This window comes from Micromonospora sp. Utrum1, assembly GCF_057197805.1.
Map to the genome: position 1 here is coordinate 5,879,859 of NZ_CM170071.1, position 24,282 is coordinate 5,904,140.

Annotated in this window: 24 protein-coding genes; 17 read left to right on the top strand and 7 right to left on the bottom strand. The window is 73.4% G+C overall.

All coding sequences use genetic code 11. The annotated features are described in order from the left end of the window. Window positions 1-22 precede the first annotated feature (22 nt). Window positions 23-1,318 (top strand): DUF2314 domain-containing protein, encoded by a 1,296-nt coding sequence (locus tag AC0OLQ_RS27525; protein ID WP_484528661.1) that lies wholly within the window; start codon window positions 23-25, stop codon window positions 1,316-1,318. 18 nt (window positions 1,319-1,336) lie between these two features. Here AC0OLQ_RS27525 and gcvT read toward each other — a convergent pair whose 3' ends face one another. Continuing rightward, window positions 1,337-2,467, bottom strand: a complete 1,131-nt coding sequence (gene gcvT, locus AC0OLQ_RS27530; RefSeq protein WP_484528662.1) for a glycine cleavage system aminomethyltransferase GcvT — start codon at window positions 2,465-2,467, stop codon at window positions 1,337-1,339. A gap of 198 nt (window positions 2,468-2,665) precedes the next feature. Here gcvT and AC0OLQ_RS27535 point away from each other — a divergent pair, with 198 nt between their 5' ends. Next, entirely contained in the window at window positions 2,666-4,234 is a 1,569-nt protein-coding gene (locus tag AC0OLQ_RS27535; protein ID WP_484528663.1) for a leucyl aminopeptidase, read from the top strand. Between the two features lie 62 nt (window positions 4,235-4,296). Here AC0OLQ_RS27535 and AC0OLQ_RS27540 read toward each other — a convergent pair whose 3' ends face one another. Beyond that, a complete protein-coding gene (locus AC0OLQ_RS27540; RefSeq protein WP_357335619.1) occupies window positions 4,297-4,626 on the bottom strand; it encodes a hypothetical protein in 330 nt (109 codons plus the stop codon). 175 nt (window positions 4,627-4,801) lie between these two features. On the opposite strand from AC0OLQ_RS27540, the gene lpdA reads away from it, so the two are divergent. Next, window positions 4,802-6,193: a dihydrolipoyl dehydrogenase gene (gene lpdA / locus AC0OLQ_RS27545; protein ID WP_484528664.1), complete on the top strand. Its 1,392-nt coding sequence runs from the start codon at window positions 4,802-4,804 to the stop codon at window positions 6,191-6,193. Between the two features lie 67 nt (window positions 6,194-6,260). Further along, on the top strand, window positions 6,261-8,087 hold the full coding sequence (sucB, locus tag AC0OLQ_RS27550) for a 2-oxoglutarate dehydrogenase, E2 component, dihydrolipoamide succinyltransferase (protein ID WP_484528665.1): 1,827 nt from the start codon (window positions 6,261-6,263) through the stop codon (window positions 8,085-8,087). A 61-nt stretch (window positions 8,088-8,148) separates the two neighbouring features. On the opposite strand, the gene AC0OLQ_RS27555 is transcribed toward sucB, so the two are convergent. Continuing rightward, entirely contained in the window at window positions 8,149-9,093 is a 945-nt protein-coding gene (locus tag AC0OLQ_RS27555; RefSeq protein WP_484528666.1) for an SDR family NAD(P)-dependent oxidoreductase, read from the bottom strand. Window positions 9,094-9,242: 149 nt separating this feature from the next. Here AC0OLQ_RS27555 and AC0OLQ_RS27560 point away from each other — a divergent pair, with 149 nt between their 5' ends. The 5 genes from AC0OLQ_RS27560 to AC0OLQ_RS27580 all read left to right on the top strand — a co-directional run bounded on the left by AC0OLQ_RS27560 (window position 9,243) and on the right by AC0OLQ_RS27580 (window position 13,735). Beyond that, the gene (locus AC0OLQ_RS27560; RefSeq protein WP_484528667.1) at window positions 9,243-9,809 is read left to right on the top strand and encodes a TetR/AcrR family transcriptional regulator; all 567 of its coding nucleotides are present in this window, start codon (window positions 9,243-9,245) and stop codon (window positions 9,807-9,809) included. 45 nt (window positions 9,810-9,854) lie between these two features. Next, the gene (locus AC0OLQ_RS27565; protein ID WP_484528668.1) at window positions 9,855-11,186 is read left to right on the top strand and encodes a low temperature requirement protein A; all 1,332 of its coding nucleotides are present in this window, start codon (window positions 9,855-9,857) and stop codon (window positions 11,184-11,186) included. A gap of 133 nt (window positions 11,187-11,319) precedes the next feature. Further along, window positions 11,320-11,835 (top strand): hemerythrin domain-containing protein, encoded by a 516-nt coding sequence (locus AC0OLQ_RS27570; protein ID WP_484528669.1) that lies wholly within the window; start codon window positions 11,320-11,322, stop codon window positions 11,833-11,835. Beyond that, entirely contained in the window at window positions 11,832-12,725 is an 894-nt protein-coding gene (locus tag AC0OLQ_RS27575; protein ID WP_484528670.1) for an oxidoreductase, read from the top strand. Before AC0OLQ_RS27570 ends, AC0OLQ_RS27575 begins: the two co-directional genes overlap by 4 nt. Before the next feature lie 86 nt (window positions 12,726-12,811). Continuing rightward, window positions 12,812-13,735, top strand: a complete 924-nt coding sequence (locus AC0OLQ_RS27580) for an LLM class flavin-dependent oxidoreductase (RefSeq protein ID WP_484528671.1) — start codon at window positions 12,812-12,814, stop codon at window positions 13,733-13,735. Between the two features lie 113 nt (window positions 13,736-13,848). Here the strand turns inward: AC0OLQ_RS27580 and AC0OLQ_RS27585 are convergent, their stop codons facing one another. Beyond that, entirely contained in the window at window positions 13,849-14,286 is a 438-nt protein-coding gene (locus tag AC0OLQ_RS27585; protein WP_484528672.1) for a hypothetical protein, read from the bottom strand. Between the two features lie 89 nt (window positions 14,287-14,375). Further along, complete coding sequence (locus tag AC0OLQ_RS27590; protein ID WP_484528673.1) at window positions 14,376-14,606, bottom strand: winged helix-turn-helix domain-containing protein; 231 nt, start codon at window positions 14,604-14,606, stop codon at window positions 14,376-14,378. A gap of 329 nt (window positions 14,607-14,935) precedes the next feature. Between AC0OLQ_RS27590 and AC0OLQ_RS27595 the strand changes: the two genes are divergently transcribed. From AC0OLQ_RS27595 to AC0OLQ_RS27610, 4 genes are all read left to right on the top strand, one after another. Then, window positions 14,936-15,223, top strand: a complete 288-nt coding sequence (locus tag AC0OLQ_RS27595) for a hypothetical protein (protein WP_484528674.1) — start codon at window positions 14,936-14,938, stop codon at window positions 15,221-15,223. Further along, a complete protein-coding gene (locus AC0OLQ_RS27600; RefSeq protein WP_484528675.1) occupies window positions 15,217-15,486 on the top strand; it encodes a hypothetical protein in 270 nt (89 codons plus the stop codon). Before AC0OLQ_RS27595 ends, AC0OLQ_RS27600 begins: the two co-directional genes overlap by 7 nt. Next, window positions 15,483-16,331: a DinB family protein gene (locus tag AC0OLQ_RS27605; RefSeq protein WP_484528676.1), complete on the top strand. Its 849-nt coding sequence runs from the start codon at window positions 15,483-15,485 to the stop codon at window positions 16,329-16,331. The genes AC0OLQ_RS27600 and AC0OLQ_RS27605 overlap by 4 nt, the downstream gene beginning before the upstream one ends. 125 nt (window positions 16,332-16,456) lie before the next feature. Then, entirely contained in the window at window positions 16,457-17,356 is a 900-nt protein-coding gene (locus tag AC0OLQ_RS27610; protein WP_484528677.1) for a TIGR01777 family oxidoreductase, read from the top strand. A 26-nt stretch (window positions 17,357-17,382) separates the two neighbouring features. Here the strand turns inward: AC0OLQ_RS27610 and AC0OLQ_RS27615 are convergent, their stop codons facing one another. After that, a complete protein-coding gene (locus tag AC0OLQ_RS27615; RefSeq protein ID WP_484528678.1) occupies window positions 17,383-18,597 on the bottom strand; it encodes an extracellular catalytic domain type 1 short-chain-length polyhydroxyalkanoate depolymerase in 1,215 nt (404 codons plus the stop codon). Between the two features lie 188 nt (window positions 18,598-18,785). Between AC0OLQ_RS27615 and AC0OLQ_RS27620 the strand changes: the two genes are divergently transcribed. The 4 genes from AC0OLQ_RS27620 to nadE all read left to right on the top strand — a co-directional run bounded on the left by AC0OLQ_RS27620 (window position 18,786) and on the right by nadE (window position 22,624). After that, window positions 18,786-20,603, top strand: a complete 1,818-nt coding sequence (locus AC0OLQ_RS27620; RefSeq protein WP_484528679.1) for a DUF6311 domain-containing protein — start codon at window positions 18,786-18,788, stop codon at window positions 20,601-20,603. Window positions 20,604-20,737: 134 nt separating this feature from the next. After that, the gene (gene lipB / locus AC0OLQ_RS27625) at window positions 20,738-21,385 is read left to right on the top strand and encodes a lipoyl(octanoyl) transferase LipB (protein ID WP_484528680.1); all 648 of its coding nucleotides are present in this window, start codon (window positions 20,738-20,740) and stop codon (window positions 21,383-21,385) included. Window positions 21,386-21,389: 4 nt separating this feature from the next. Next, window positions 21,390-21,782, top strand: a complete 393-nt coding sequence (locus AC0OLQ_RS27630) for a VOC family protein (RefSeq protein ID WP_484528681.1) — start codon at window positions 21,390-21,392, stop codon at window positions 21,780-21,782. 17 nt (window positions 21,783-21,799) lie between these two features. Further along, window positions 21,800-22,624 carry an ammonia-dependent NAD(+) synthetase gene (gene nadE / locus AC0OLQ_RS27635; RefSeq protein WP_484528682.1) on the top strand — a complete coding sequence of 275 codons (825 nt, stop codon included), beginning with the start codon at window positions 21,800-21,802 and terminating at the stop codon, window positions 22,622-22,624. A 49-nt stretch (window positions 22,625-22,673) separates the two neighbouring features. Here the strand turns inward: nadE and aspS are convergent, their stop codons facing one another. Beyond that, window positions 22,674-23,960 (bottom strand): aspartate--tRNA(Asn) ligase, encoded by a 1,287-nt coding sequence (aspS, locus tag AC0OLQ_RS27640; RefSeq protein WP_484528683.1) that lies wholly within the window; start codon window positions 23,958-23,960, stop codon window positions 22,674-22,676. Window positions 23,961-24,282: the final 322 nt, after the last annotated feature.

Genomic DNA, 24,282 nt, shown 5'->3' on the forward strand with positions numbered 1-24,282 from the left:
CGGCGCGGTCGAGGGGGACGGCATGCTCATCACGGACGACTTCCTGCCCGTACCGGTGCCGGAGTCGCTGGACGCGACCTACCTGGTGCCGATCGTCGGCCTGCCGAAGGTGAGCCCGAAGACCGCGGTGGAGGGGCTGGCCGGCCGGCTCGCCGAGCCGGTGCACGGGCTGGCCAAGCAGATGCTCGACAGCCCGCTGATGACCGTGGACACCCGGCCGGTCAGCGAGTTCCCCGAGCTGCCGCCGGACCTGCTCACCGCGTTCGGGGCGACCGAGCCGCAACTGGCCCGGCTGGCCGCCGCCACGCACCTGGTGGTGGTGCAGGCCGAGTACCGGCCGGGCTGGCCGCCGGCGCACGAGTGGGCGGCCCGGGCGGTGGCCGCGGCGGTCGCCGAAACGGTCGACGGGGACGTGGTGGACGTCTTCGGGCTCCAGTTCCTCGACCCGGCGGCCGCGCTGCGGTCGCTCCCCGACGAGCAGGGCCGGATCCGGCTGGTCGACTGGGTGCTGGTGCCGTACTCGTCGGACACCGACGGGCTCTGGTTCACCACCAAGGGGCTGCGCCGCTTCGGGCTGCTGGAGCTCCAGGCCCAGGGCGTGCCGGACCACCTCACCCGGGCCTGGGGCGCGGTGATGACCGGGGCCGCCCGGCGGCTGCTGCGGGACTGGACCGAGGGCCTGGCCGGCGAGGAGGTGCCGGCGTTCGTGCAGCTCCCGGTGCTGGCCACGGTGACCGGGCACGACATCGCAGTGGCGTACGGCAATCCGGAGCAGCACGGCGCGACGGCGCCGGTCCTGCTGCGGCTGGAACTCGACCCGGCGACCGACCCGGACGCCGACTCGTTCCTCACCCTCAACCCGCCGCCCGGGCACCCGGGCCCGCCCGGCCGCTACTTCGCCGCCGCCTGCGCGACCCTGTTCAACAGCATCCAGCCCGACATCCGGTACGCCCGCTCGGGCGACGCGATGAGCCGGGCGATCGCCACCGCCCGGGAGGGGCTGGACGACATCCGGGCCCGTTTCCTCGCCGGCCTGCTCCCCGCCGAGAGCCAGCTCGTGGTCAAGTACGGCCTGCCCGGCGACGACGGCCCCGAGTACGTCTGGGCCGGGGTGACCTCGTGGGACACCCCGGAGCGGATCGTCGGCGCGAGCGCCAGCGACGCCGCCGGCGACCCGACCGTCCGGATCGGCGCCCCCGTGGTGGTGGAGGCCGCCGACGTCGTCGACTGGGCCCTCCTCGACGCGACCGGCGTCATCGAGGGCGGCTGGACCCAGGCCGTCCTCGACGCCGGCGAACCCCCGACCACCGACTCCTGACCGTCGGGCCCCCGTCGGTCAGCGGACGGAGGGCTGCACGAAGGGCGGGCGGGTGAGGCGCATCTGGGCGCGGCGACCGCGGATGTCCACCTCCAGCACCTCGCCGTCGGGAAGCTTCGGGTCGGTGTCGACCAGGGCCAGGGCGATGCCCTGCTTCCTGGTCGGGCTGAAGGTGCCGCTGGTGACGACGCCGACCTGCTTGTCGCCGGCGTACACGGCCATGCCGGGGCGGGGAATGGCCCGGTCGACCGCCTCCAGGCCGCGCAGCGTACGGGCGGGGCCCGCGGCCTTCTCGGCCAGCAGCACCTCCCGGCCCCAGAAGGCCGGCTTGTCCCAGCCGACCGCCCAGCCGGAGCGGGCCTGCACCGGGGTGATGTCCAGGGAGAGGTCCTGCCCGTGCAGCGGGTACCCCATCTCGGTGCGCAGCGTGTCCCGCGCGGCCAGGCCGCAGGCGCGCAGCTCGTACGCCGCACCGGCGGCGAACAGCGCGTCCCAGACGGCGAGCGCGTCGCCGGCCGGCACGACCAGCTCGTAGCCGAGCTCGCCGGTGTAGCCGGTGCGGCAGACGGTCAGCTCGACGCCCTCCAGCGAGGCGGTCGAGAAGCTCATGTAGTCGTGGTCGGTGGGCAGGCCGAGCGCGCCCAGCAGCTCGGCCGAGCGCGGCCCCTGGACCGCGAGCACCGCGTACGCCTCGTGCTCGTCGGTGACGGCCACGCCGTCGGGCGCGGCGGCGCGCAACCGGCGGACCACCTCGGCGGTGTTCGCCGCGTTCGGCACCAGGAAGACGTGGTCCCCGGCGTGCAGGTAGGCGATGATGTCGTCCACCACGCCGCCGGTGGCGTCGTCGCAGCAGAGCGTGTACTGGGCCTTGCCGGGCGCGATCCGGCCGAGGTCGTTGGACAGGCAGGAGTTCACGAAGTCCGCGGCGCCCGGCCCGGTGATCCGGGCCTTGCCCAGGTGCGAGACGTCGAAGACGCCCACCCCGGTACGCACGGCGGTGTGCTCCTTGAGCACGCCGCCGCCGGCGTACTCGAGCGGCATCTCCCAGCCCCCGAAGGGGGCGAATTTCGCACCGAGCGCGGTGTGCCGCTCGTGCAACGGGGAACGACGCAGCCGGGTCTCAGCGGCGTCGGAGGTCACCTCGGTCATGGGTGGCAACTTACCGGCCCGTGACCCGGTGGTTAGCATCGGCGGGACCCCGGCTGCACGCCATCGGGTGCCGGCGGGACGTCCCGTCTGCACCCGTCGGCGGGACAGCCACGCGTCCGGCGGGTAGGTTCGCCGCCGGAGACCTTCATCGCCGGTACGCGACGCCGCGGCCGGCCCGGCCCGCCCGGAGTAGCTTTCGTGACATCGCCCCGCACCACCCTCAGCCTGGTCGACACCGACCCCGCCGAACTCGCCGTCGACGCGATCGTGATCGGCGTGCACAGCCAGACCACCGAGCAGGAGCCCGGCTCACCCGCCGGCGCCCTGCTGCTGGCCAGCGGCGCGGAGAGCATCGCCGCCGCGTTCGACGGCAAGCTGACCGAGACGCTGACCCTGCTCGGCGCAACCGGCGGCCCCGGCGAGGTGATCAAGCTGGCCACGCTCGGCACGGTCACCGCCCCGGTGGTCGCCGCCGTCGGGCTCGGCCCCGAGCCCTCCGGCGCCGCCCCGGCCCCGGAGACCCTGCGCCGGGCCGCCGGCGCGGCGGTCCGCGCCCTGGCCGGCGCGTCCCGCGTCGCGCTCGCCCTGCCGCTGCCCGACGACGCCGACGCCCCGGCCGCGCTGCGCGCAGTCACCGAGGGCGCGCTGCTCGGCGGCTACCGGTTCGCCGGCTACAAGACCAAGCCCCAGCCGTCCCGGCGCGAGCCGGTGGCCGAGGTGCTGGTCGCGGTGCCGGACGCGGCCGACGCGACCGCCCAGGCCGAGGTCACCCGCGCGCAGGCGGTGGCCGGCGCGGTGCGGACCAGCCGGGACTGGGTCAACACGGCCCCGAACGAGCTGCGCCCGCCGTCGTTCGCCGAGGCCGTGGCCGCCGCCGCGCGGGAGGCCGGGCTCGGCGTCGAGGTGCTCGACGAGGCGGCGCTGGCCGCCGGCGGCTACGGCGGCATCCTCGCCGTGGGCCAGGGCTCGGAGGCCCCGCCGCGGCTGGTCAAGCTGACCTACACCCCGGAGGGCGGCGGCAACGGCAAGCGGGTGGCGCTGGTCGGAAAGGGCATCACCTTCGACACCGGCGGCATCTCGATCAAGCCGGCCCAGGGCATGTGGGAGATGAAGTCCGACATGGCGGGCGCGGCGGCCGTCGGCGCGGCCATGCTGGCGGTCGCGGCGCTCAAGCCGTCCGTCGCGGTCACCGGCTACCTGCCGATGGCGGAGAACATGCCGTCGGGCACCAGCTACCGGCCGGGCGACGTGATCACCATGTACAGCGGCAAGCGGGTCGAGGTGCTCAACACCGACGCCGAGGGCCGGATGATCCTGGCCGACGCCATCGCGCGGGCCTGCGAGGACGGCGCCGACTACCTCTTCGAGACCTCGACGCTGACCGGCGGCCAGGTGATCGCGCTGGGCAAGCGGATCGCCGGCGTGATGGGCACCCCGGAGCTGTGCGAGCGGGTCCGGGCCGCGGGTGACGCGACCGGCGAGCCGGCCTGGCCGATGCCGCTGCCGGACGACGTGCGCAAGGGCATGGACTCCGAGGTCGCCGACATCTCGCAGGTCAACGCCGGCATGGACCGGGCGGGCCACATGCTCCAGGGCGGCGTCTTCCTGCGCGAGTTCGTCAGCGACGACGTGGCCTGGGCGCACATCGACATCGCCGGCCCCGGCTACCACTCGGGCGAGGCGACCGGCTACTGGACCAAGGGCGGCACCGGCGTCCCGGTGCGCACGCTGCTGCACCTGGTCGACGACGTCGCCGCCAACGGCTGACCCGTCCACCACGCCGAAACGGGGCGCTCCCTCGCCGGGGGCGCCCCGTCCGCGTGTCCGGGTCAGAACAGCTCGGGGCGACGCTTGCGGCGCTCGTTGTAGTCGCGCATCCGCTGCGGGTAGCCCATCAGCCGGACGTCGTAGATCGGGACGGCGAGCCGGTGGGCGAACCGGCGGGCCTCCTCCGGCCCGCCGACCCGCCGCCGGGTCCACTCGCCGTCGTCGGCGATCAGCATGATCGTCGTCTCGGTGACCGTGGTCCTGGGTTCCAGGTATGCCTCGACACCCCGCCGGGTGCGGATGAAACTCTCAAGGTGGTCCAGATCGGCGCGTTCCGCGGTTCGGTCGCGGCTCACCGCACCCGCCTGCTTGCGTCGTCGGAACAGCGCCACCGACCCACTCCTCCCCGTCCGTCATCGAAGACGGTGCCAAGCGTACGTGTCACCGACGTGTCGTTGGGCACCTCGGTACGCGCTCCGACCCCGGTGGTGACAAGATGACCGAGGTGGGGTGTGCCTGTTACTCCGCCGTAACCCCCGATGCAGCGACGCGACCTGGGAGTTGGACGTGAGCGAGCCGAACGACGCAACCTTCGACATCGTCATCCTCGGAGGTGGTAGCGGCGGCTACGCGGCGGCGCTGCGTGCCGCCCAGCTGGACCTGTCCGTCGCCCTGATCGAGAAGGGCAAGCTCGGGGGCACGTGCCTGCACAACGGCTGCATCCCGACCAAGGCCCTGCTGCACGCCGCCGAGATCGCCGACCAGACCCGCGAGTCGGAGCAGTTCGGCGTCAAGGCCGAGCTGGTCGGCATCGACATGGCGGCCGTCAACTCGTACAAGGACGGCGTGATCTCCCGCCTCTACAAGGGCCTCCAGGGCCTGGTGGGCGGCTCCAAGAAGATCACCTTCGTGGCGGGCGCCGGCAAGCTGGTCGGGAAGAACGTCGTCGAGGTCGACGGCAAGCGCTACACCGGCCGCAACATCATCCTGGCCTCCGGCTCCTACGCGAAGAGCCTGCCCGGCCTGGAGGTCGACGGCGAGCGCATCATCACCAGCGACCACGCGCTGACCCTGGACCGGGTCCCCTCCTCGGCGATCGTGCTGGGCGGCGGCGTGATCGGCGTCGAGTTCGCGAGCGTCTGGAGGTCCTTCGGCGTGGACGTGACCATCGTCGAGGCGCTGCCCCGCCTGGTCGCGGCCGAGGACGAGGAGTCCTCGAAGGCGCTGGAGCGCGCATTCCGCAAGCGGAAGATCAACTTCAAGGTCGGCAAGCCGTTCGAGAAGGTCGAGAAGACCGAGAACGGCGTCAAGCTGACCATCGCCGGCGGCGACACGGTCGAGGCCGAGCTGCTGCTGGTCGCCGTCGGCCGCGGCCCGACCACCGCCAACCTCGGCTACGAGGAGCAGGGCGTCAAGATGGACCGCGGCTACGTGCTGACCGACGAGCGGCTGCGCACCAGCGTGCCGAACGTCTACGCGGTCGGCGACATCGTGCCCGGCCTCCAGCTCGCCCACCGCGGCTTCCAGCAGGGCATCTTCGTCGCCGAGGAGATCGCCGGCAAGAACCCGGCCGTGATCGACGAGGCCGGCATCCCGCGGGTGACCTACTGCGACCCGGAGCTGGCGTCGGTCGGCCTGACCGAGGCGAAGGCCAAGGAGCAGTACGGCGCTGACAAGATCAAGACTTACAACTACAACCTCGGCGGCAACGGCAAGAGCCAGATCCTCAAGACCGCCGGGCACGTGAAGCTGGTCCGGGTCGAGGACGGCCCGGTGGTCGGCGTGCACATGGTGGGCGCCCGGGTCGGCGAGCTGATCGGCGAGGCGCAGCTCATCTACAACTGGGAGGCGTACCCGGCCGAGGTGGCGCAGCTCGTGCACGCCCACCCGACGCAGACCGAGGCCCTGGGCGAGGCGCACATGGCCCTGGCCGGCAAGCCGCTGCACTCGCACGCCTGATCACGACAACCGCGGCGTCCGGCGACGGGCGATGATCCCACCAGGGGAATGAAGGAGTCTGGAGAACATGCCGGTATCGGTCACCATGCCCCGGCTCGGCGAGAGCGTCACCGAGGGCACCGTCACGCGCTGGCTCAAGCAGGAGGGCGACACCGTCGAGGTCGACGAGCCGCTGCTCGAGGTCTCCACCGACAAGGTGGACACCGAGATCCCGTCCCCCGCGGCGGGCGTGCTGAGCCGGATCGTGGTCGGCGAGGACGAGACCGCCGAGGTCGGCAGCGAGCTGGCGGTCATCGCCGGTGCGGGCGAGGAGGCCGGAGCGGCCGCCCCGCAGCAGCAGGAGGCCCCGGCGGAGCAGGCCGAGCAGGCCGCCGCCGAGCCGCAGGCCGAGGCGGAGCAGCCGGCCGTCGAGGAGCCGGCCCCGGCCGCCGCCGCGCCGTCGGGCGAGGGCACCCCGGTCACCATGCCGGCCCTGGGCGAGAGCGTCACCGAGGGCACGGTGACCCGCTGGCTCAAGCAGATCGGCGACACCGTCGAGGTCGACGAGCCGCTGCTCGAGGTCAGCACCGACAAGGTCGACACCGAGATCCCGTCGCCGGTCGCCGGCACGCTGCTGGAGATCAAGGTCCCCGAGGACGAGACCGCCGAGGTCGGCGGCGTCCTGGCGATCGTGGGCGCCGCGGGCGCCGCGCCGGCCGCGGCGAAGCCGGAGCCGAAGCCCGAGCCCAAGGCCGAGGCGAAGCCCGAGCCCAAGCCGGAGCCGAAGCCCGTGCCGCAGCCGGAGCCCAAGGTCGAGGAGCCGACCCCGGGCCTGTCCTACAACGAGCCGGCCGCCGAGACGGAGCAGGCCGCGCAGCCGGCCAAGGTCGAGCAGGGCGCCCAGCCGGCCGCGCCGACCCCCACGCCGCAGCGGTCGACCGTTCCGGCCCAGGGCGGTGGCGAGGAGGGCGCCGGCTACGTGACCCCGCTGGTTCGCAAGCTGGCCGCCGAGCACGGCGTCAACCTGTCCTCGGTCAACGGCACCGGCGTCGGCGGGCGGATTCGCAAGCAGGACGTGCTGGAGGCGGCCGAGAAGGCGAAGGCCGCCCAGGCCGCGCCCGCCGCGCAGCCGGCCGCCGCGGCTCCGGCCCCGGCCCCGGCCAAGCCGGCCGCGAAGCCGCAGCCGAGCAGCAAGCGGGGCACCGTCGAGAAGCTGCCCCGGATCCGCAAGGCCATCGCCAACCGGATGCACGAGTCGCTGCACGAGATGGCGCAGCTGACCACGGTGATCGAGGTGGACGTCACCCGGATCGCCAAGCTGCGGGCCCAGGCCAAGGACTCTTTCCAGCAGCGGCACGGCGTCAAGCTGTCCTTCCTGCCGTTCTTCGCCCTCGCCGCCGTCGAGGCGCTCCAGTCCTACCCGATCGTCAACGCCCGGCTGGACCTGGCGGGCGGGACGATCACCTACCCGGACGCGGAGCACCTCGGCATCGCCGTGGACACCGAGCGCGGCCTGCTGGTGCCGGTCATCCACAACGCCGGTGACCTCAACCTGGGCGGCATCGCCAAGCGGGTCGCCGACCTGGCCGAGCGCACCCGGACCAACAAGATCAGCCCGGACGAGCTCGCCGGCGCGACCTTCACGCTGACCAACACCGGCAGCCGGGGCGCGCTCTTCGACACCCCGATCGTGCCGTCGCCGCAGTCGGCGATGCTCGGCACGGGTGCCGTGGTGAAGCGCCCGGTCGTGGTCAACGACCCGGAGCTGGGCGAGGTCGTCGCGGTCCGCTCGATGGTCTACCTGGCCATGTCGTACGACCACCGGCTGATCGACGGCGCGGACGCGGCCCGCTTCCTCGTCGCGGTCAAGGAGCGGCTGGAGGCCGGCAACTTCGAGGCCGAACTGGGGCTCTGACCCCCGGACCGAAGAGGGGGCGCGCGGCGAATGCCGCGCGCCCCCTCTCGTCGTTTCCGGGTCAGCCGCGCAGGTGCTCCTCAGAGACCTCCCAGAGCCGCTCGGCGGCCTCCGGGTCACGGGCGTAGGGGGCGTAGCCGGTGCGGGTGCCCGGCTGGTTGGGCCCGGCCTCCTGGCAGTCCTCGAAGTAGCGGCCGCCGACCCCGGCGACCAGCGGCGAGGCGGCGACCAGCACCGAGGTGGCCGCGCCCTGCTCGGGGCTCTTCCAGTACGCCGCTCCCCCGCCGCTCTCCGTGCGCATGCGGTCCAGCTCCTCCTCGCTGATGTAGCGCTGGAGGTTGGTCCGGATCGCGCCCGGCATCAGCGCGTTGGTGTAGATCCCGTCGCCGGCCCAGCGGCGGGTGGCGTCCACCGCGAAGAGCACGTTCGCGGTCTTGGACTGCCCGTACGCCTGCCACGGGTCGTACGGCCGCTGCCGGAAGTGGATGTCCTCGAAGACCACCGGCGAGCGCAGGTGGGCCGCCGAGCTGACCGAGACGATCCGCGCGCCCTCGGCCGCGGCGAGCGCCGGGCGCAGCCCGGTGGCCAGCGCGAAGTGCCCGAGGTGGTTGGTCGCGAACTGCATCTCCCAGCCCTGCTCGGTGCGCAGCTCCGGGGAGGCCATGATGCCGGCGTTGTTGACCAGCATGTGCAGCGGCCCGTCCCAGGTGCGGACGAAGGCGGCCACCGAGCCGAGATCGGCCAGGTCGAGCGGGGCCACCAGAATCCGGTCGTTGCCGGTGGTGCCGGTGATGTCGGTGGCGGCGCGCTGTCCGGCCTCAGTGTTTCGGACCGCGAGGGTGACGTCGGCCCCGGCGGCCGCGAGCGCGCGGGCGGTCTCCACGCCGATCCCGGAGGCGCCGCCGGTGACGACGGCCCGCCGACCAGTCAGGTCGAGGTCACGCACGACCTCCAGGGCGGTGGTCTCACGGGAGAACGGGGTGCTGACGGGTGTACTGGTGGTCATGATCCATCCTTGTCGGCGGCGGCACGGACCGGTGTCCGCCCGCTACGATGAGAAGCGGAGGATCCTCCGTTACGGCTCGAGCCTAACCGGAGGAGACTCCGGTTGCCACTTCGGCCGGACTTGTCTCCCGGTCGAGCCGAGGAGGAGACGTGCCCGACCGACCGCTGCGCGCCGACGCGCTGCGCAACCGGCAACGACTGCTGGACGCCGCGGTACACGCGTTTTCCCAGGCGGGCGCCGAGGTAACGCTGGACCGCATCGCCAAGGAGGCCGGAGTCGGCATCGGCACCCTCTACCGCCACTTCCCCACCCGGGAGGCGTTGATCGAGGCGGCCTACCGCAACGAGCTGGCCAAGCTCTGCGACGCCGCGCCGGAGCTGCTCGCGGCCCTGCCCGCCGAGGCGGCGGTCCGCGCCTGGATGGACCGGTTCGTCGACTACATCGCCACCAAGCGGGGCATGGCCGACGCGCTGCGGCTGGCCATCGCCTCCGGCGCCAACCCGTACGCCCACAGCCGGGACCGGCTGCTCGCCGCGCTGGGCGACCTGCTGGCGGCCGGCGCCGCCGCGGGCACCGTACGCGCCGACGTGGCCGCCGCCGACGTGCTCGCCGGGCTGAGCGGCGTCTCCCTGGTGGCCGGCGAGCCGGACCAGCGCGCGCAGGCCGGCCGCCTGCTCGACCTGCTGATGGACGGGCTGCGCCGCCGGCCGGCCTGAGCAGAATCCGGTCCGCCGCCGATCCGGCGCTGACAGACTCGGTCGGTGAGCGGCTTCGGTAGGCGGGGACGCCTCGGGCCGGCGGTGCCGGTGGCGCCCGGGGCCCGGGTGGACCGGTTCGAGGTCTTCTTCGACCTAGTCTTCGTCTTCTCGTTCTTCATCATCACCCGGGCCACCGCGCTCCAGGTCAGCGGCGGCGCCCTGCTGCACGCGCTGCTGGTCCTCGCCGTGCTCTGGTGGTCGTGGGTGGTGCACAGCATCGTGGCCACCCGGATCCGGCTCGGCGAGGGCTTCGTCCCGGTGCTCATGACGGTCGGCATGGCGGCCCTGTTCACCTTCGCCCTGTCCCTGCCGAACGCGTTCCGGGACCCGCGCGGCAACGCGGCCGGGCCGATCGTCGCGGCGGTCAGCTACACCGTCATCCGGGGGGTGCACCTGCTGCTCTACCTGCACGCCGTGCGGGACAGCCCGAACGAGCGCCGCCAGCTCCTCCGGTTCACCCCCGAGCTGGTGGGCAGCACCCTGCTGCTGGGGGTCGCCGCCCTGATCCCCCCGAAGATCGACGACCTCTTCTCGGCCGCGGCGGTCCGGGACGGGCTGTGGGCGACCGTCGTGCTGCTCCAGTACGCCACCGGTCTCATCGCGGGCACCTGGGGCTGGGGCGTCGCCTCCGCCGAGCACTGGTCCGAGCGCTACGACCTCATCCTGATCATCGCGCTGGGCGAGTCGGTCATCTCGGTCGGCGTCGGCAGCAACCTGCTCGGCCAGGCGCCCACCTGGCCGGCCGTGGCGGCGGCGGTGCTCGGCATCTTCTTCACCGCCGCGCTCTGGTGGGCGCACTACGACATGATCGGGCCGGCCGCCCGGATCGCCCTGCACGCCGCCGAGGACGGCCCCCGCGTCGCCATGGCCCGGGACGCCTACGGGTACCTGTTCCTGCCGATGATCGCGGGCATCATCCTCTTCGCGCTCGGCGCCGAGATGATCGTGCACCAGGTCGCCGACCCGCACGTACCGGCGCACCTGGCCGCGCACGGCCCCGGCGTACCGCTGCTCTTCGGCGGCGTGATCTGCTACATCTGCGGCAACATGCTCTTCCAGCTCCGCACCCTGCACACCCTGAGCTGGACCCGGGTCGCGACGGTCCTGCTGCTCGCCGTGAGCATCCCGGTGGCCGAACACCTGCCCGCGCTGGCGGCCCTGGCGCTGCTGACCGCCCTCACCGTCGGCATGGTGGCGGCCGAGGTGGTGGTCTTCGACGACGGCCGGCGGGCGCTGCGGAGGCTCGTCTTCGAGGAGCGGACCAGCCACGAGGCGCACGAGGCCGCCTATCGGGCCCGCTGGCACGAGCCGCACGAGCGCGACGAGGGCGAGTGAGCCGGACGTCGACGCGGCGCCGTCGGCGGCTCGCGGTGCGACCGGCGGAACGCCTAGACTGCCGCGCAGCGTCGCGGTGCACCCGGCACGAAGGCCGCCGTGGGCATGGAGGCGCGGGACAGCAGGGGACCATGTGCACCCATCCCACCCGCCGAGCGGCCGGCTGACCGCCCTCGGCACCCAGTTGATCGAGATCCACCACTGGCTCCGCGAGGAGCTGGCCCGGCTTCGCGCGAGCCTCGACTCCGCCGACGGCGGCACCGTCGGGCTGACCCGGGAGCTGCGCGCGCACTGCGTCGGGTTCTGCGCGGCGCTGGACCGGCACCACACCGGCGAGGACGGCGGCGCGTTCCACGTCCTGGCCGAGCAGGCGCCCGAGCTGCGTCCCGTGCTGGCCGAGCTGAGCGCCGACCACCGGGTTGTCGCCGACCTGCTGCGCCGGATCGACGCCCTGCTCGCCGAGGCGCCCGACGGCCGGTCCGTCCGCGCCGAGCTGGACGGGCTCGCCGCGCTGCTGGAGTCGCACTTCAGCTACGAGGAGCGCAAACTGGTCGCCGCGTTGAACCGGCTGGCGGGCGAGCCCGTGGAACTGCTCGGCCTCACGGCACCCCGGAACGAGGACACCTTCGAACGGACGGAGACCGCATGACCATCGACACCGTCGACGCCGCCGCGGCCGGCACCTGGCAGCTGGGCGACCGCACGGTCAACCGGATCGGCTTCGGCGCGATGCGGCTGACCGCGAACGCGGACGGCAGCCCCAGCGACCGGGACCGGGCCGTGGCGGTGCTGCGCCGCGCGGTCGAGCTGGGGGTTAACCACATCGACACCGCGGCGTTCTACTTCTCGCCGCTGCGCTCGGCCAACGAGCTGATCAACCGGGCGCTGTCGCCGTACCCGGACGAGCTGGTCATCGTCACCAAGGTCGGGCCGAGCAAGGACCCGTCCGGCCAGTGGCTGCCGATGGCCCGGCCGGACCAACTCCGCGGCCAGGTCGAGGAGAACCTGCGCCAGCTCGGTCGGGACCACCTCGACGTGGTCAACCTCCGGGTGTACGGCCCGGAGCCGCTGGCCGAGCACTTCGGCGCGCTCGCCGAACTGCGCGACGCCGGGCTGATCCGGCACCTCGGCGTCTCGGCGGTGAAGCCGCACCAGGTCGCCGAGGCGCGCGCCATCGCCCCGGTGGTCTGCGTGCAGAACTCGTGGGGCCTCGGCTACCACCGGAGCAACGACGCGCTGATCCGGGACTGCGCCGCGCACGGGACCGCGTTCGTGCCGTTCTTCTCGCTCGCGACCAGCGGTCGGGAGGCCGGGGCGAGCGGCGCGGAGCACGACGAGGTGCGCGCGGTGGCCCGGGCGCACGGCGTGACCCCGGCGCAGGTCCGGCTGGCCTGGACGCTGCGGCAGGGGCCGAACGTGCTCGCCATCCCGGGCACGGGCAACCCGGCGCACCTGGCGGAGAACGTCGCGGCCGGGGCGCTGCGGCTCACCGACGACGACCTGGCCCGCCTCGACGCCCTCCACGAGTCCGCCGGCTGAGGCGGGGGCCGCCCCGGATTCGCCGGTCAGCAGAATCGGCGGGTCCGGGCTGGCCGGAGGGGTGCGTGCCCAGGAATGCTGGGCCGATGGCGATCTTCTCCGTGCAGGCCCGGCCGACCGACGCGACGAGCTGGACCGACCTGGCCCGCCGGGTCGAGGCGGCCGGCTTCGACGCCCTGCTCGCCGCCGACCACCCCGGTCACGGCGCCGCCCCGTTCGTGGCCCTCGCCGCCGCGGCGGCGGTGACCTCGACGCTGGGCCTCGGCTCGTACGTCTCGAACGCCGGGGTGCGGGAGCCGATCCTGCTCGCCACCGACGTGGCCACCCTGGACGTGGTCTCCGGCGGCCGGGCGCGGCTCGGCCTCGGCGCCGGGCACACCCCGGCCGAGTGGCGGGCCGTCGGCCGCGAACGCCCCGACGTCGCCGCCCGGGTCCGCCGCTGCGTCGCGGTCGCCGAGGCCGTACGCGACCTGCTGGCCGGCAACGAGGTCACCGTTGACACCCCGGAGCTGGCGGCGTACGCCGCCCGGCTGACCGAGCTGCGACCCGTGCGGGACCGGGTTCCGCTCACCATGGGCACGGCCAACTCGACGCTGCTGCGCTGGGCCGGCGCGCACGCCGACGTGGTCGGGCTGACCGGCTTCGGGCGTACTCTCGCCGACGGCCACGCCCACGACGTGCGCTGGCGGGCCGACCAGATCGAGGCGCAGCTCGCGCACGTAGCGGCCGGGGCAGCCGGGCGGCGCGAGCCGCCCGCGCTCGAGGCCCTGGTCCAGCAGGTGACCGTGACCGACGACGCGGAGGCCGCCGCCGCTGAGATCGCCGCCGACACCGGGCTGACCGTCGCCGAACTGCTCGCCACCCCGTTCCTGCTGATCGGCACGGCCAACGAGATCGTCGCGGCGGTCGCGGAGCACCGGCGCCGCTGGGGGATCAACCGCTTCGTGGTCCGCGCCGGCACCGTCGACGCCTTGGCCCCAATGCTCCCCCGCCTGACCGCCATCGCTTGATCAACTCCAGCTCGCCGAGGTGTTGGTGTCCCCCGCACCGTGAAACCGCCAGATCGGCAAGCTGGAGTTCGATCATGGGTGTCCGCCCTAATCGGGCCGCCAGCGGGATTGGGTCAGTCAGCCGGCGGCCTGAGGGTCGTTTTGCGCTCGGGCTCGCGGATCATGTCCCTGTCGATACCCTCCCGGCGCAGCACCAGGCTGAATCCTGTGTCGGATTCCGGGTCGTACTGCACCACGAGACCGCTCTCGATGAGGTTCCGCTTCAACGCATCCAGCCGATACTGGTCATCACGGTCCAGCTTCTTCCCCACACGGCGGCGCGCCTCCGTGCGCAGCAGGATCAGCAGGTAGTGATATCGGTGCTCCGGCTTGACGAACCACGGAATGAGGTTGTCGTCCCGGACGGTTCGTCGCGCAAGGCCCTGTTGGCGACGGAAGTAGCTCCAGCCGGAGGCGGACATTTCGATGTTGTACTTCCGCAGGTACTCCTCGGACATCCACCCGTAGGACCGGCCCTCCGCGAACCAGGCGCGGACCTCCTGCTCGTCCACGATCTTGCTTCGTGGCGCCATGACCCAACCTCCACACAAGCTGGGCCGTGCCAGCCTTTCCGGTGCTCCCGATCAACCAGCGCGAGCAGCTAGTCGTGCCGCTCGGCGACGAACACGCCGACTCCGTGGACGCCTTCCACCCAACCCTGCATCTGCAGGACGAGGATCGCCTGACGCACGACGGTCTGCGACACGCCGTGCTCCTCTTTGAGCTGCGCGGTCGACGGCAGCTTCTCCCCCGGCGCCAGGTCGCCCGACTCAATCCGCTCACGGAGATGGTCGGCCAACTGCGCCCACTTCGCCTTGGCGGGCATCCACACTCCCAGGTCTGCACCGCCATTCGACCATGAACTACTAGGCACAACAAGTAAGGAAGAGCTTCATCCTTGCTTTGCACAACATGATGTGCAAAGCTCTCTCTGACCAGCTTCCAGGTCTGCAAACCGCGAGCTGGTCGTCCCGTAGAACCACCCGGCCGGCCACTCCCCCGGTAGTCGGCCGGGTGCCACCCCCTCCCGCGACCTGGCGTCGGCGGGCCCGCGAGCAGGCCCGGGGCGGGTGCCGGGCTGCGGCCGACCACACGCACACGGCCGTCCCCGCCCGTCTCGGCGCCGCACCCCGACAAGAGAGGCGGAGCAGCGTGCGCTCAATGGTCGGCCAGCCGGTGGATGCGATGGAGAAGGTGCTCGGCGAGCTACCGGTGCCGTGGTTCGTCACGGTGGAGGACGTCAAGCTCGCCATCCGGGCGATGCTGGTGCACCGGCCCGAGGAATGGCCCACCGGCCCGCTGTGCCGCAGCGGCCGGACCCCGTACCCCTGTCTGCTGCACCGCTGGGGACGGCGAGTGCTGCGCTCGCGCGGTCTCCCCGACGGGGTGATCGACGAGCTGGCGAGACGCGGCGAGCTGCTGGTGCGCGTACCCGATCGGGCGTGCTGACCGTGTGGCCGCGCCGGAACGCGAAGCCGGTGCCGCTCGCTCCCCGGCACCGACGGACCTGGCGGCGCGGGCGGCGCTGGTGCTCCTGCGGCCTGCGCTGGACCGCCTGCCCGGACCGGCACGCGCCGGTCCCCACCGAGCCGCCGGCACCGCCGCCGAGCAGCCGCTGGTGGGACGAGGCGACCCGGGCGAACCCGCAGGTCGGGCGGGCCGGCCGGCTGACCCCGGCCCAGACCTGGCGGGCCAATGGCGGCCGGTGGTGAGCGCTGCGCACCTGCCCCTGCGGCCGCTCTGGTTCTGCCGGACCTGCGCCGCACCCTGGCCCTGCGCGCCGGCCCGGCTCACCCTGACCCGGGAGTACGCCCACGACCGCGTGGCGCTGCTCATTTACCTCGGCGGGATGCTGCACGACGCGGCAGGTCAACTGCACACGCTGCACCCTCACGACGGGCCGGAGCCCGGGCAGCTCTTCGCCCGCTTCCTCGGCTGGGCCATCCCCCGCCGGACACACGGGACGGCCAGCGAGCCCGTCGTCGCCGACGATCCGAGTGGATCGAGCCGAGGCCAGCCACCAGGCTCGAACGCGCGTACGATGCGAGCGGTGATCGACGAACGATTCGCGTTACCCGCCACCGTGGACGAACGGACGCTGCTCGAGACCTTCCTGGACTTCCAGCGGGACGCCCTGGTCCGCAAGTGCGCGGGGCTCACCGACGCCCAGCTTCGCCTGCGGCCGGTGCCGTCGTCCAGCCTGTCCCTGATCGGCCTGGTCCGGCACCTGGCCACGGTGGAGCGGTGGTATTTCCAGGCGGTGCTCGCCGACGCCTTCCCCGGCGACCTCTTCGACCTCACCGACGACCCGGACGCCCCGTTCACCGACGTCGCCGAGGCCACCGGCGCGGAGACCTTCGCGCTCTGGCGGGCCGAGGTGACCGCCTCGCGGCGGATCGCCGCCGAATGCCCGCTGGACGCGGTCGGCCGCCACCCCGGCACCGGGTCCTCGCACTCGCTGCGCTGGATACTCGCGCACATGGTCGACGAATACGCCCGCCACCTCGGGCACGCCGACATCCTGCGGGAGGCGATCGACGGCCGGACCGGGGAGTGAACCCCTCCTCACGCCACCTTCCCGGCGCGTGGCGCCGGGAAGGTCGGCGGGCAGGAGCCGCGAACGACGAGTGAGTGATTTCGCTCAACGCAGCCGGCCCCGCGTCCGTACCCGAAGATATGGGCATGCGGATCCTCATGGCCGGTGTGTCCGGCTTCCTCGGCACCCGACTGGTCGACCGGCTCACCGCGGACGGGCACCAGGTCACCCGCCTGGTCCGCCGCGCGCCGCGCACCCCCGACGAGCGGCAGTGGAACCCGTCGGCCGCGCAGCTTGACCCGCAGGTCGTCGCCGACGCCGACGCGGTGGTGAACCTGGCCGGGGCCGGGGTGGGCGACAAGCGCTGGAACGACGCCTACAAGGGCCTGATCCGGTCCAGCCGGGTTGACAGCACCACCACCCTGGCCATCACCATCGCCGGCCTGCCCGCCGCCGACCGGCCCGCGGCGCTGCTCAACGCCTCCGCCGTCGGCTGGTACGGCAACACCGGTGACCGGACGGTCGAGGAGGACTCACCGGCCGGTGAGGGCTTCCTGGCCGACGTCTGCCGGGTCTGGGAGGCCGCCACCCGCCCGGCCGAGGACGCCGGCGCCCGGGTGGTACGGCTGCGCACCGGGCTGCCGCTGCACCGCGACGGCGGCATGCTCAAGCCGCAGCTGCTGCCGTTCCGGCTGGGCGTCGGCGGCAAGCTGGGCAACGGCCGGCAGTGGCTGCCGTGGATCTCGATGCGGGACTGGCTGGACGCGATGACCTTCCTGCTGGCCCGCGACGACCTCGCCGGTCCGGTCAACGTGGTGGGTCCGGCCCCGGCCACCAACGCCGAGTTCACCCGGGAGCTGGCCCGCCAGCTGCACCGGCCGGCGATCATGCCGATCCCGACGCTGGCCCTGAAGGTCGCCCTCGGCGGCTTCGCCCACGAGGCGCTCACCAGCACCCGGGTCCTCCCCGGCGTGCTCGGCAACGCCGGCTTCACCTGGACCCACCCGGACCTGCCGGGCGCACTGCACGCCGCCCTCACCGACTGAGCCGGCGAGGGCGACGTGCAGTGCGGTCAGCAGCCGATGACCCAGTAGGCGGGGCCGGTCTGCTTGAGGGTGCTCGTGTAGAAGGTGTTGTAGAGGCCCATCCGCTGGTTGCTGCCCAGCGCGTAGGCGTAGCCGCCGGACTGGTAGGCCCGGCCGGCCGTGACGTGCGCATAGTTGCTGGCGGTGACGCAGACCGGCGCGGTCGTCGGGGTCGGCGAGGGCGTGGGCGACGCGGTCGCCGTCGGGGTCGGGTTCGGCGTGCCGCCCCCGTCGAGCCCGAAGAAGAGCGCGTCGCGGTAGGTCGAGCAGATGGTGTCCAGGAAGTACGCCCCGGCGGTGCCGCACTGGTCGGTGGCCGAGCCCGGGTCGACCGGCGTGCCGTGGCCCATGCCGGAGACCCGGTACAGCCGCACCTGGTCGCTGCCGTAGACCTCCAGGCTGGTGCCGGCCGGCAGCGCGGCGGTGCTGGTCGGGGTCTGCGACACGCCCAGCACGTTGGTCCACTGGTCCCGCGACTCGACCGCGTTCATGGGCGCGACGGTGGTGTCCGAGGTGCCGTGCCAGATGGCCACCCGGGGACGCTTGCCGGTGTAGCCGGCGTAGGCGTTGCGGACCAGGTCGCCCCACTGCGCCGGGGTCTTGTCCACTCCGGGGTTCATGCAGGTGAAGGCGTTGGTCATGCTGGTGGCACAGCGGTAGGGAAGGCCGGCGATCATCGACCCGGCGGCGAACACGTCCGGGTAGGTGGCGAGCATGACGGCGCTCATCGCCCCGCCGCCGGACAGGCCACTGACGTAGACGCGGCTGCCGTCGACGGAGTAGTTGGTCCTGGCGTAGTCCACCATCTGCTTCACCGACAGCGCCTCGCCCTGGCCGCGGGCGGTGTCCCCGGTCTCGAACCAGTTGAAGCAGGAGTTGGCGTTGTTGGCCGACGGCTGCTGCGGCACGATCAGCGCGAACTTCCACTGGTCGGCGTACTTCTGCCAGCCCGAGTTGGTGAAGTAGGTCGAGGCGTTCTGGGTGCAGCCGTGCAGCAGCACCACCGCCGGGGCGTTGGCCGGCAGGCCGTCCGGGCGGTAGGCGTACATGGCCAGGTTGCCGGGGTTCGAGCCGAAGCCGGTGACCTGGGTGAGCGTGGCGGCCTGGGCGGGCAGGGCGGCGGCGAGGACGGCGGCGGCGGCCAGGACGACCCCGGCCGCCGCCCCGGCGAGGCGGGTGAAAAGGGATGAGGAGCGGCGCACGGCGGCCTCCTGACGGCGAATTGTGAACTGGGTCACCCCCGAGTTGCCGCGACGTTACGTCCGTGTTTCACGCCCCGGGAATGGTCCCCGCTCACACATTCACCAACGCCGAAGTGTGCGGGTGGCGGTTCTGGGTCAAGGTCCGTGTCTGACCGGCGTGTCCAGGTCCGGTTGGTAACGTCCGCTGCGTGCCGTCCTCCCCGTCCGTGGCCACCGGCCCCTCGACCGCGCCCGCCACCCGGAACCGGCGCGCCCACCTGCTGCTCGTGCTGGCCGCGGTGGCCCTGGCCTTCTGGGTGACCAGCGGGATGTGGCGGGACCCGAACACCCGCACGATCACCGTCAACTCCAGCGACCAGGCCCTCTTCGAGTGGCTGCTGGCCTTCGGCGGGCACGCGGTGACCCACGGGGAGAATCCGCTCTTCACCCACCTGATCAACGTCCCGGACGGGGTGAACCTCGCGGTCAACACCTCGATCACCGCGTACGCGGTGGTCTTCGCGCCGCTCACCTACCTGATCGGGCCGCCGGCGACGTTCCTGGTGATCCTCACCCTCAACCTCGCCGCCACCGCGGTCGCCTGGTACTGGCTGCTGAGCCGCCACCTGGTCACCAGCCGGCTGGCCGCCGGGGTGGGCGCGCTCTTCATCGCCTACTGCCCGGCCATGGTGTCGCACGCCAACGCCCACCTGAACTGGACCGCGGGCTGGCTGGTGCCGCTGCTCATCTGGGGCGTGCTGCGGCTGCGCCGCCCCGGGCGCGCGCTCGTCGGCGGGGTCGTGCTCGGCGTGCTGGTGGCGGTCGCCTTCTCGATCGCCGCCGAGGGGCTCTTCTTCACCGCCCTGGCGCTCGCCCTGTTCCTGCTGCTGTGGGCGCTGCACCCGGCCCGCCGGGCCGAGGCGCGGGCCGCCCTGCCGAACTTCCTGCGCGGGCTCGGGGTGACCGCGCTGGTGGCCGGGGTGCTGCTGGCGTACCCGCTGTGGCTGCACTTCGCCGGGCCGCAGCGGTACCACGGCACCGGCTTCGACCCGCTCATCCACTCCGAGGACATCGCCGCGTACGGGTCGTACCCGCGCCGGTCCCTGGCCGGGTGGGCCGGGCTGGGCACCTCGCTGGCGCCCAACCCCACCGAGGAGAACTCCTTCTTCGGCATCCCACTGCTGCTGCTCGCCGTCGCCTGCTTCGTCCTGCTCTGGCGGCGCGCCGACCGGGCGTTCCGGGCCACGCTCACCGCGCTCGCCGTGACCGCCATCGTCTTCGCGGTGCTCTCCTGGGGCCCCACGGCCAAGTGGAACGGCCGGCTCACCGACCAGCTGCTGCCGTTCGGGGTACTGGACAACCTGCCGGTGATCAACGCGGCGCTGCCCGCCCGGCTCGCCCTGGTGGTGGCACCGGTGATCGGGCTGCTGCTGGCGTACGCGCTCGACGCGCTGCGCGCCCGGCCGCCCCGGCACCGCTCCACCGAACTGGTCTGGGCGCTCGGCTTCGTCGCGGCGCTGCTGCCGCTGCTGCCCACCCCGCTGCTGACCAGCGTCCGCGAGCCGGTCCCGGCGTTCATCACCAGCGGCGCCTGGCAGCGCTACGTCTCCCCCGGCGGGGTGCTCACCCCGCTGCCGCTGACCGTGGACCTCTACCCGGATGGCCAGCGCTGGCAGGCGTACGCCCTGGCACACCGGCAGGGCGAGTTCCGCATCCCGGCCGGCTTCTTCCTCGGCCCGGGCGGGCCGGACGGCCGGGGCCGGATCGGGCCGGTCCCGCGCACCTTCAGCGCGCTGATGGACCAGGCCGCGCGGACCGGGCTGGCGCCGATCGTCACCGAGGGCAGCATCCGGGAGTCCCGGGCCGACCTGCGCTACTGGGGGGTGGAGACGGTGGTGCTGCCCGACCGGGTGCACGGCGCGAAGTTCGACGTCGACGAGGTGGCGGTGCGCCGCACCGCCAGCGCCCTGCTCGGCCCCCCCGAGCGCGTCGAGGACGTCTGGCTCTGGCGGGTCCCGCCGTCCTGACGCGCGATCTTGCACGTGCCGCCCCGGCATCGGGTGCGAATGCCGCGAACCGGCGGCCGAAAGTGCAAGATCGGCGGGGAATGGCGACGAGGCTCACGCGGGCCGGGCGGGGGCGGCGGGATTAGGGTGGACGGGTGAGCGTGACGACTTCCGGGCTGACCGCCGTCCGTGCCGGCCTGCTCGACTACCAGGCCGCCTGGGACGAGCAGCGCCGGCTGCACGAGGCCGTGGTGGCGGGCGAGCAGGGCGACACCGTGCTGCTGCTGGAGCACCCCAGCGTCTACACCGCCGGCAAGCGGACCGAGCCGTGGGACCGGCCGATGGACGGCACCCCGGTGATCGACGTGGACCGCGGGGGCAAGATCACCTGGCACGGGCCGGGGCAGCTGGTCGGCTACCCGATCGTCAGGCTGCCCGACCCGGTTGACGTGGTGGCGTACGTCCGGCGCACCGAGCAGCTGCTGATCGACGTCTGCGCCGAGTTCGGGCTGGCCGCGGGCCGGGTCGAGGGTCGCAGCGGGGTCTGGGTGCCGGAGGACGACCGGGGGCCGGCCCGCAAGGTGGCCGCCATCGGCATCCGGGTGGCCCGGGGCGTGACCCTGCACGGCTTCGCGATCAACTGCGACTGCGACCTCGGCCACTACGACCGGATCGTGCCGTGCGGCATCCGCGACGCCGGGGTCACCTCGCTCACCGCCGAGCTGGGCCGTCCGATCACGGTCGCGGACGTGCTGCCGGTGGTCGAGCGACACCTGTCCACGCTGGTCACGGTCCAGGGCTGAGCGGGTGCGGATCGACCTCGTCACCCTCGTCGTCGCCGATTACGACCCGGCGATCGCCTTCTTCACCGAGGTGCTCGGCTTCGAACTGGTGGAGGACAAGCCGTCGCTCACCAACGACGGGCGACCCAAGCGCTGGGTGGTGGTCCGCCCGCCGGGCGGCGGGACCGGGCTGCTGCTGGCCCGTGCCGACGGGGAGCGGCAGGCGGCGGCGGTGGGCGACCAGACCCACGGCCGGGTCGGCTTCTTCCTCCAGGTCGACGACTTCGACGCCACCTACCGGCGGATGGTCGAGGCGAAGGTCGAGTTCGTGAGCCCCCCGCGCACCGAGCCGTACGGCCGGGTCGCCGTCTTCCGCGACCTCGCCGGCAACCCCTGGGACCTGCTCGGTCCCGCCTGACGAGGAGAAAACCCCCGATGACCGACGTGATGTCGACCCAGCAGCGGATCGCCGAGGAGCTCCGGGTGTCGGCGACCTTCGACGCCGCCGAGGAGATCGAGCGCCGGGTCGTCTTCCTCGCCGACCGCCTGGTCGACACCGGCCTGACCACGCTGGTCCTGGGCATCAGCGGCGGGGTCGACTCGACCACCGCCGGCCGGCTCTGCCAGCTCGCCGTGGAACGGGCCCGCGCCGCCGGCCACCCGGCCGCCTTCGTCGCCATGCGCCTGCCGTACGGGGTACAGGCCGACGAGCACCACGCCCAGGCGGCGCTGGAGTTCATCCGCCCCGACCGGGTGCTCACGGTCGACGTCAAGCCGGCCGCCGACGCCGCCCTGGACGCGCTGTTCGCCGCCGGCCTGACCTTCCGCGACGCCGCCCAGCAGGACTTCGTGCTCGGCAACGTCAAGGCCCGGCAGCGCATGATCGCCCAGTACGCGGTGGCCGGCGCGACCGACGGGCTGGTGGTCGGCACCGACCACGCCGCCGAGGCGGTCACCGGCTTCTTCACCAAGCACGGCGACGGCGCCGCGGACCTGGTGCCGCTGACCGGGCTGACCAAGCGGCGGGTGCGGGCGCTGGCCGAGGCCCTCGGCGCCCCCGCCGAGCTGGTCGGCAAGGCGCCCACCGCCGACCTGGAGAGCCTGGCCCCCGGCAAGCTCGACGAGGACGCGCTCGGCCTGGCCTACGAGCACATCGACGACTACCTGGAGGGGCGGCCGGTGCCGGCGGAGGTGGAGGCGGCGCTGGTGGCCCGCTACCGGGCCACCGACCACAAGCGCCAGCTCCCGATCGCACCCTGACGCGACGCCCGGTGGGAAGGGGCCCCGGTCGGCCGGGGCCCCTCCCTCCTCAGGGCGTGAGCCGGTGCAGGTCCCGGGGGAAGGCGGTCACCTCCCGGATGTTGGCCGCGCCGGTGAGCCGGGCCACGAAGCGTTCCAGCCCGATGGCGAAACCCCCGTGCGGCGGCATCCCGTGCCGGAACGCGTCCACGTACCCGGCGTACGGCTCCACCGGCTCACCGCGGGCCGCCAGGGCGGCGAGGTAGTCCTCGTACCGGTGCAGCCGCTGACCGCCGGTGACCAGCTCCATCCCGCGGAACAGCAGGTCGAAGCCGTTGGAGTGGGCCGGCCGGGCCGGGTCCGGGTGGGTGTAGAACGGTCGCTTCGCCATCGGGTACCCGGTGACGAAGAGGAAGTCCGAGCCGTGCTCGCGGCTCGCCCACTCCCCCAGCGCGCGCTCGTGCGCCGGGGCGAGGTCCGGCTCGTCGGCCGGCGCCCCGGCGATCTTCAGCGCCTCGGTGAAGTGCACGGCCGGGATCTCGGCGGGCACCGCGGGCAGGGTCAGGCCGAGGGTGGCGAGCGACCCGCCGGCCCGCGCCGCGACCTCGGCCAGCATCCCGGCCAGGGTCTCCCGCAGCACCGCCATCACGTCCCAGTGGTCGGCCACGAAACCCAGCTCGACGTCGAGCGAGGTGTACTGGGCCAGGTGCCGGACGGTGTCGTGCGGCTCGGCGCGGAACACCGGCCCGACCTCGTACACCCGCTCGAAGACGCCGACCATGAGCTGCTTGTAGAACTGCGGCGACTGGGCCAGGTACGCGGGCCGGCCGAACCAGTCCAGCGCGAAGACGTTCGCCCCGCTCTCGGTGGACGAGGCCACCACCTTCGGGGTGTGGATCTCCACGAACCCGCTGGCGTCCAGGGCGGCCCGGAAGCCGGCCACCGCCGCCGCCGAGATCCGCAGCGCTGCGGCGCGGGTCGGATGGCGCAGCGCGGTCGGCGCGTGGTCGAGCTGGGTGGGCAGGGTGGCGGTGAGCGCCGGCCGGTACAGGTCGAACGGCGGCGGGACGGCGGACGGGCCGAGCGGGCGTACCGTCGGCTCGGCCAGCTCGACCCCGGCGGGCGCCGTAGCGTTCGCGACCACCGCGCCGGTGACCTCGACGACCGTCTCCTCGGGCAGCGACTCGACGGCCGCGCGCACGGCGGGGTCGGTGACCACCACCTGGGTCAGGCCGGCGGCGTCCCGCACGATCAGGAAGGCCACCGACTTGAGCAGCCGGCGGCGGTGCACCCAGCCGGCGACCCGCACGGTCGCGCCGACATGGTGGCTGAGCTGGGAGGACAGGATGCGTTGCACGGCGGTTACCTCCTCGATCAATCGCAACGCGATCCCCGGGAGGTGTGGGCGAGCGGGAGCCTCGCGGTGCCACCACACCTTCGCCCTCCGCCTCGGCGGAGGGCCTCGTTCGTCGCCTTTTCACCGGGGCCAGCCGGGCGGGTTCTACTAGGCGTGGGCGCCGTTCTTCCCGCAGCTCGGGAGGGTCTTCGCGGGGCCGGCGCCAGACCGCCTTGCAGCAAATGGCGGCTCTCTGGGCTGGCGGATCGGCCCGCTACTCGGCTCCGTCGCAGCTTTGCCGGAGAGGCTAGCACCCCGCGCCGGGCCGTGTGACGGCGTTTTT

Bases quoted from the DNA above. Each gene is read 5' to 3' on its own strand.
- AC0OLQ_RS27525 (WP_484528661.1), top strand. From the start codon at position 23: ATGCTCATCACGGACGACTTCCTGCCCGTACCGGTGCCGGAGTCGCTG.
- gcvT (WP_484528662.1), bottom strand. From the start codon at position 2,467: ATGACCGAGGTGACCTCCGACGCCGCTGAGACCCGGCTGCGTCGTTCC.
- sucB (WP_484528665.1), top strand. From the start codon at position 6,261: ATGCCGGTATCGGTCACCATGCCCCGGCTCGGCGAGAGCGTCACCGAG.
- AC0OLQ_RS27555 (WP_484528666.1), bottom strand. From the start codon at position 9,093: ATGACCACCAGTACACCCGTCAGCACCCCGTTCTCCCGTGAGACCACC.
- AC0OLQ_RS27575 (WP_484528670.1), top strand. From the start codon at position 11,832: ATGACCATCGACACCGTCGACGCCGCCGCGGCCGGCACCTGGCAGCTG.
- AC0OLQ_RS27580 (WP_484528671.1), top strand. From the start codon at position 12,812: ATGGCGATCTTCTCCGTGCAGGCCCGGCCGACCGACGCGACGAGCTGG.
- AC0OLQ_RS27595 (WP_484528674.1), top strand. From the start codon at position 14,936: ATGGTCGGCCAGCCGGTGGATGCGATGGAGAAGGTGCTCGGCGAGCTA.
- AC0OLQ_RS27610 (WP_484528677.1), top strand. From the start codon at position 16,457: ATGCGGATCCTCATGGCCGGTGTGTCCGGCTTCCTCGGCACCCGACTG.
- nadE (WP_484528682.1), top strand. From the start codon at position 21,800: ATGACCGACGTGATGTCGACCCAGCAGCGGATCGCCGAGGAGCTCCGG.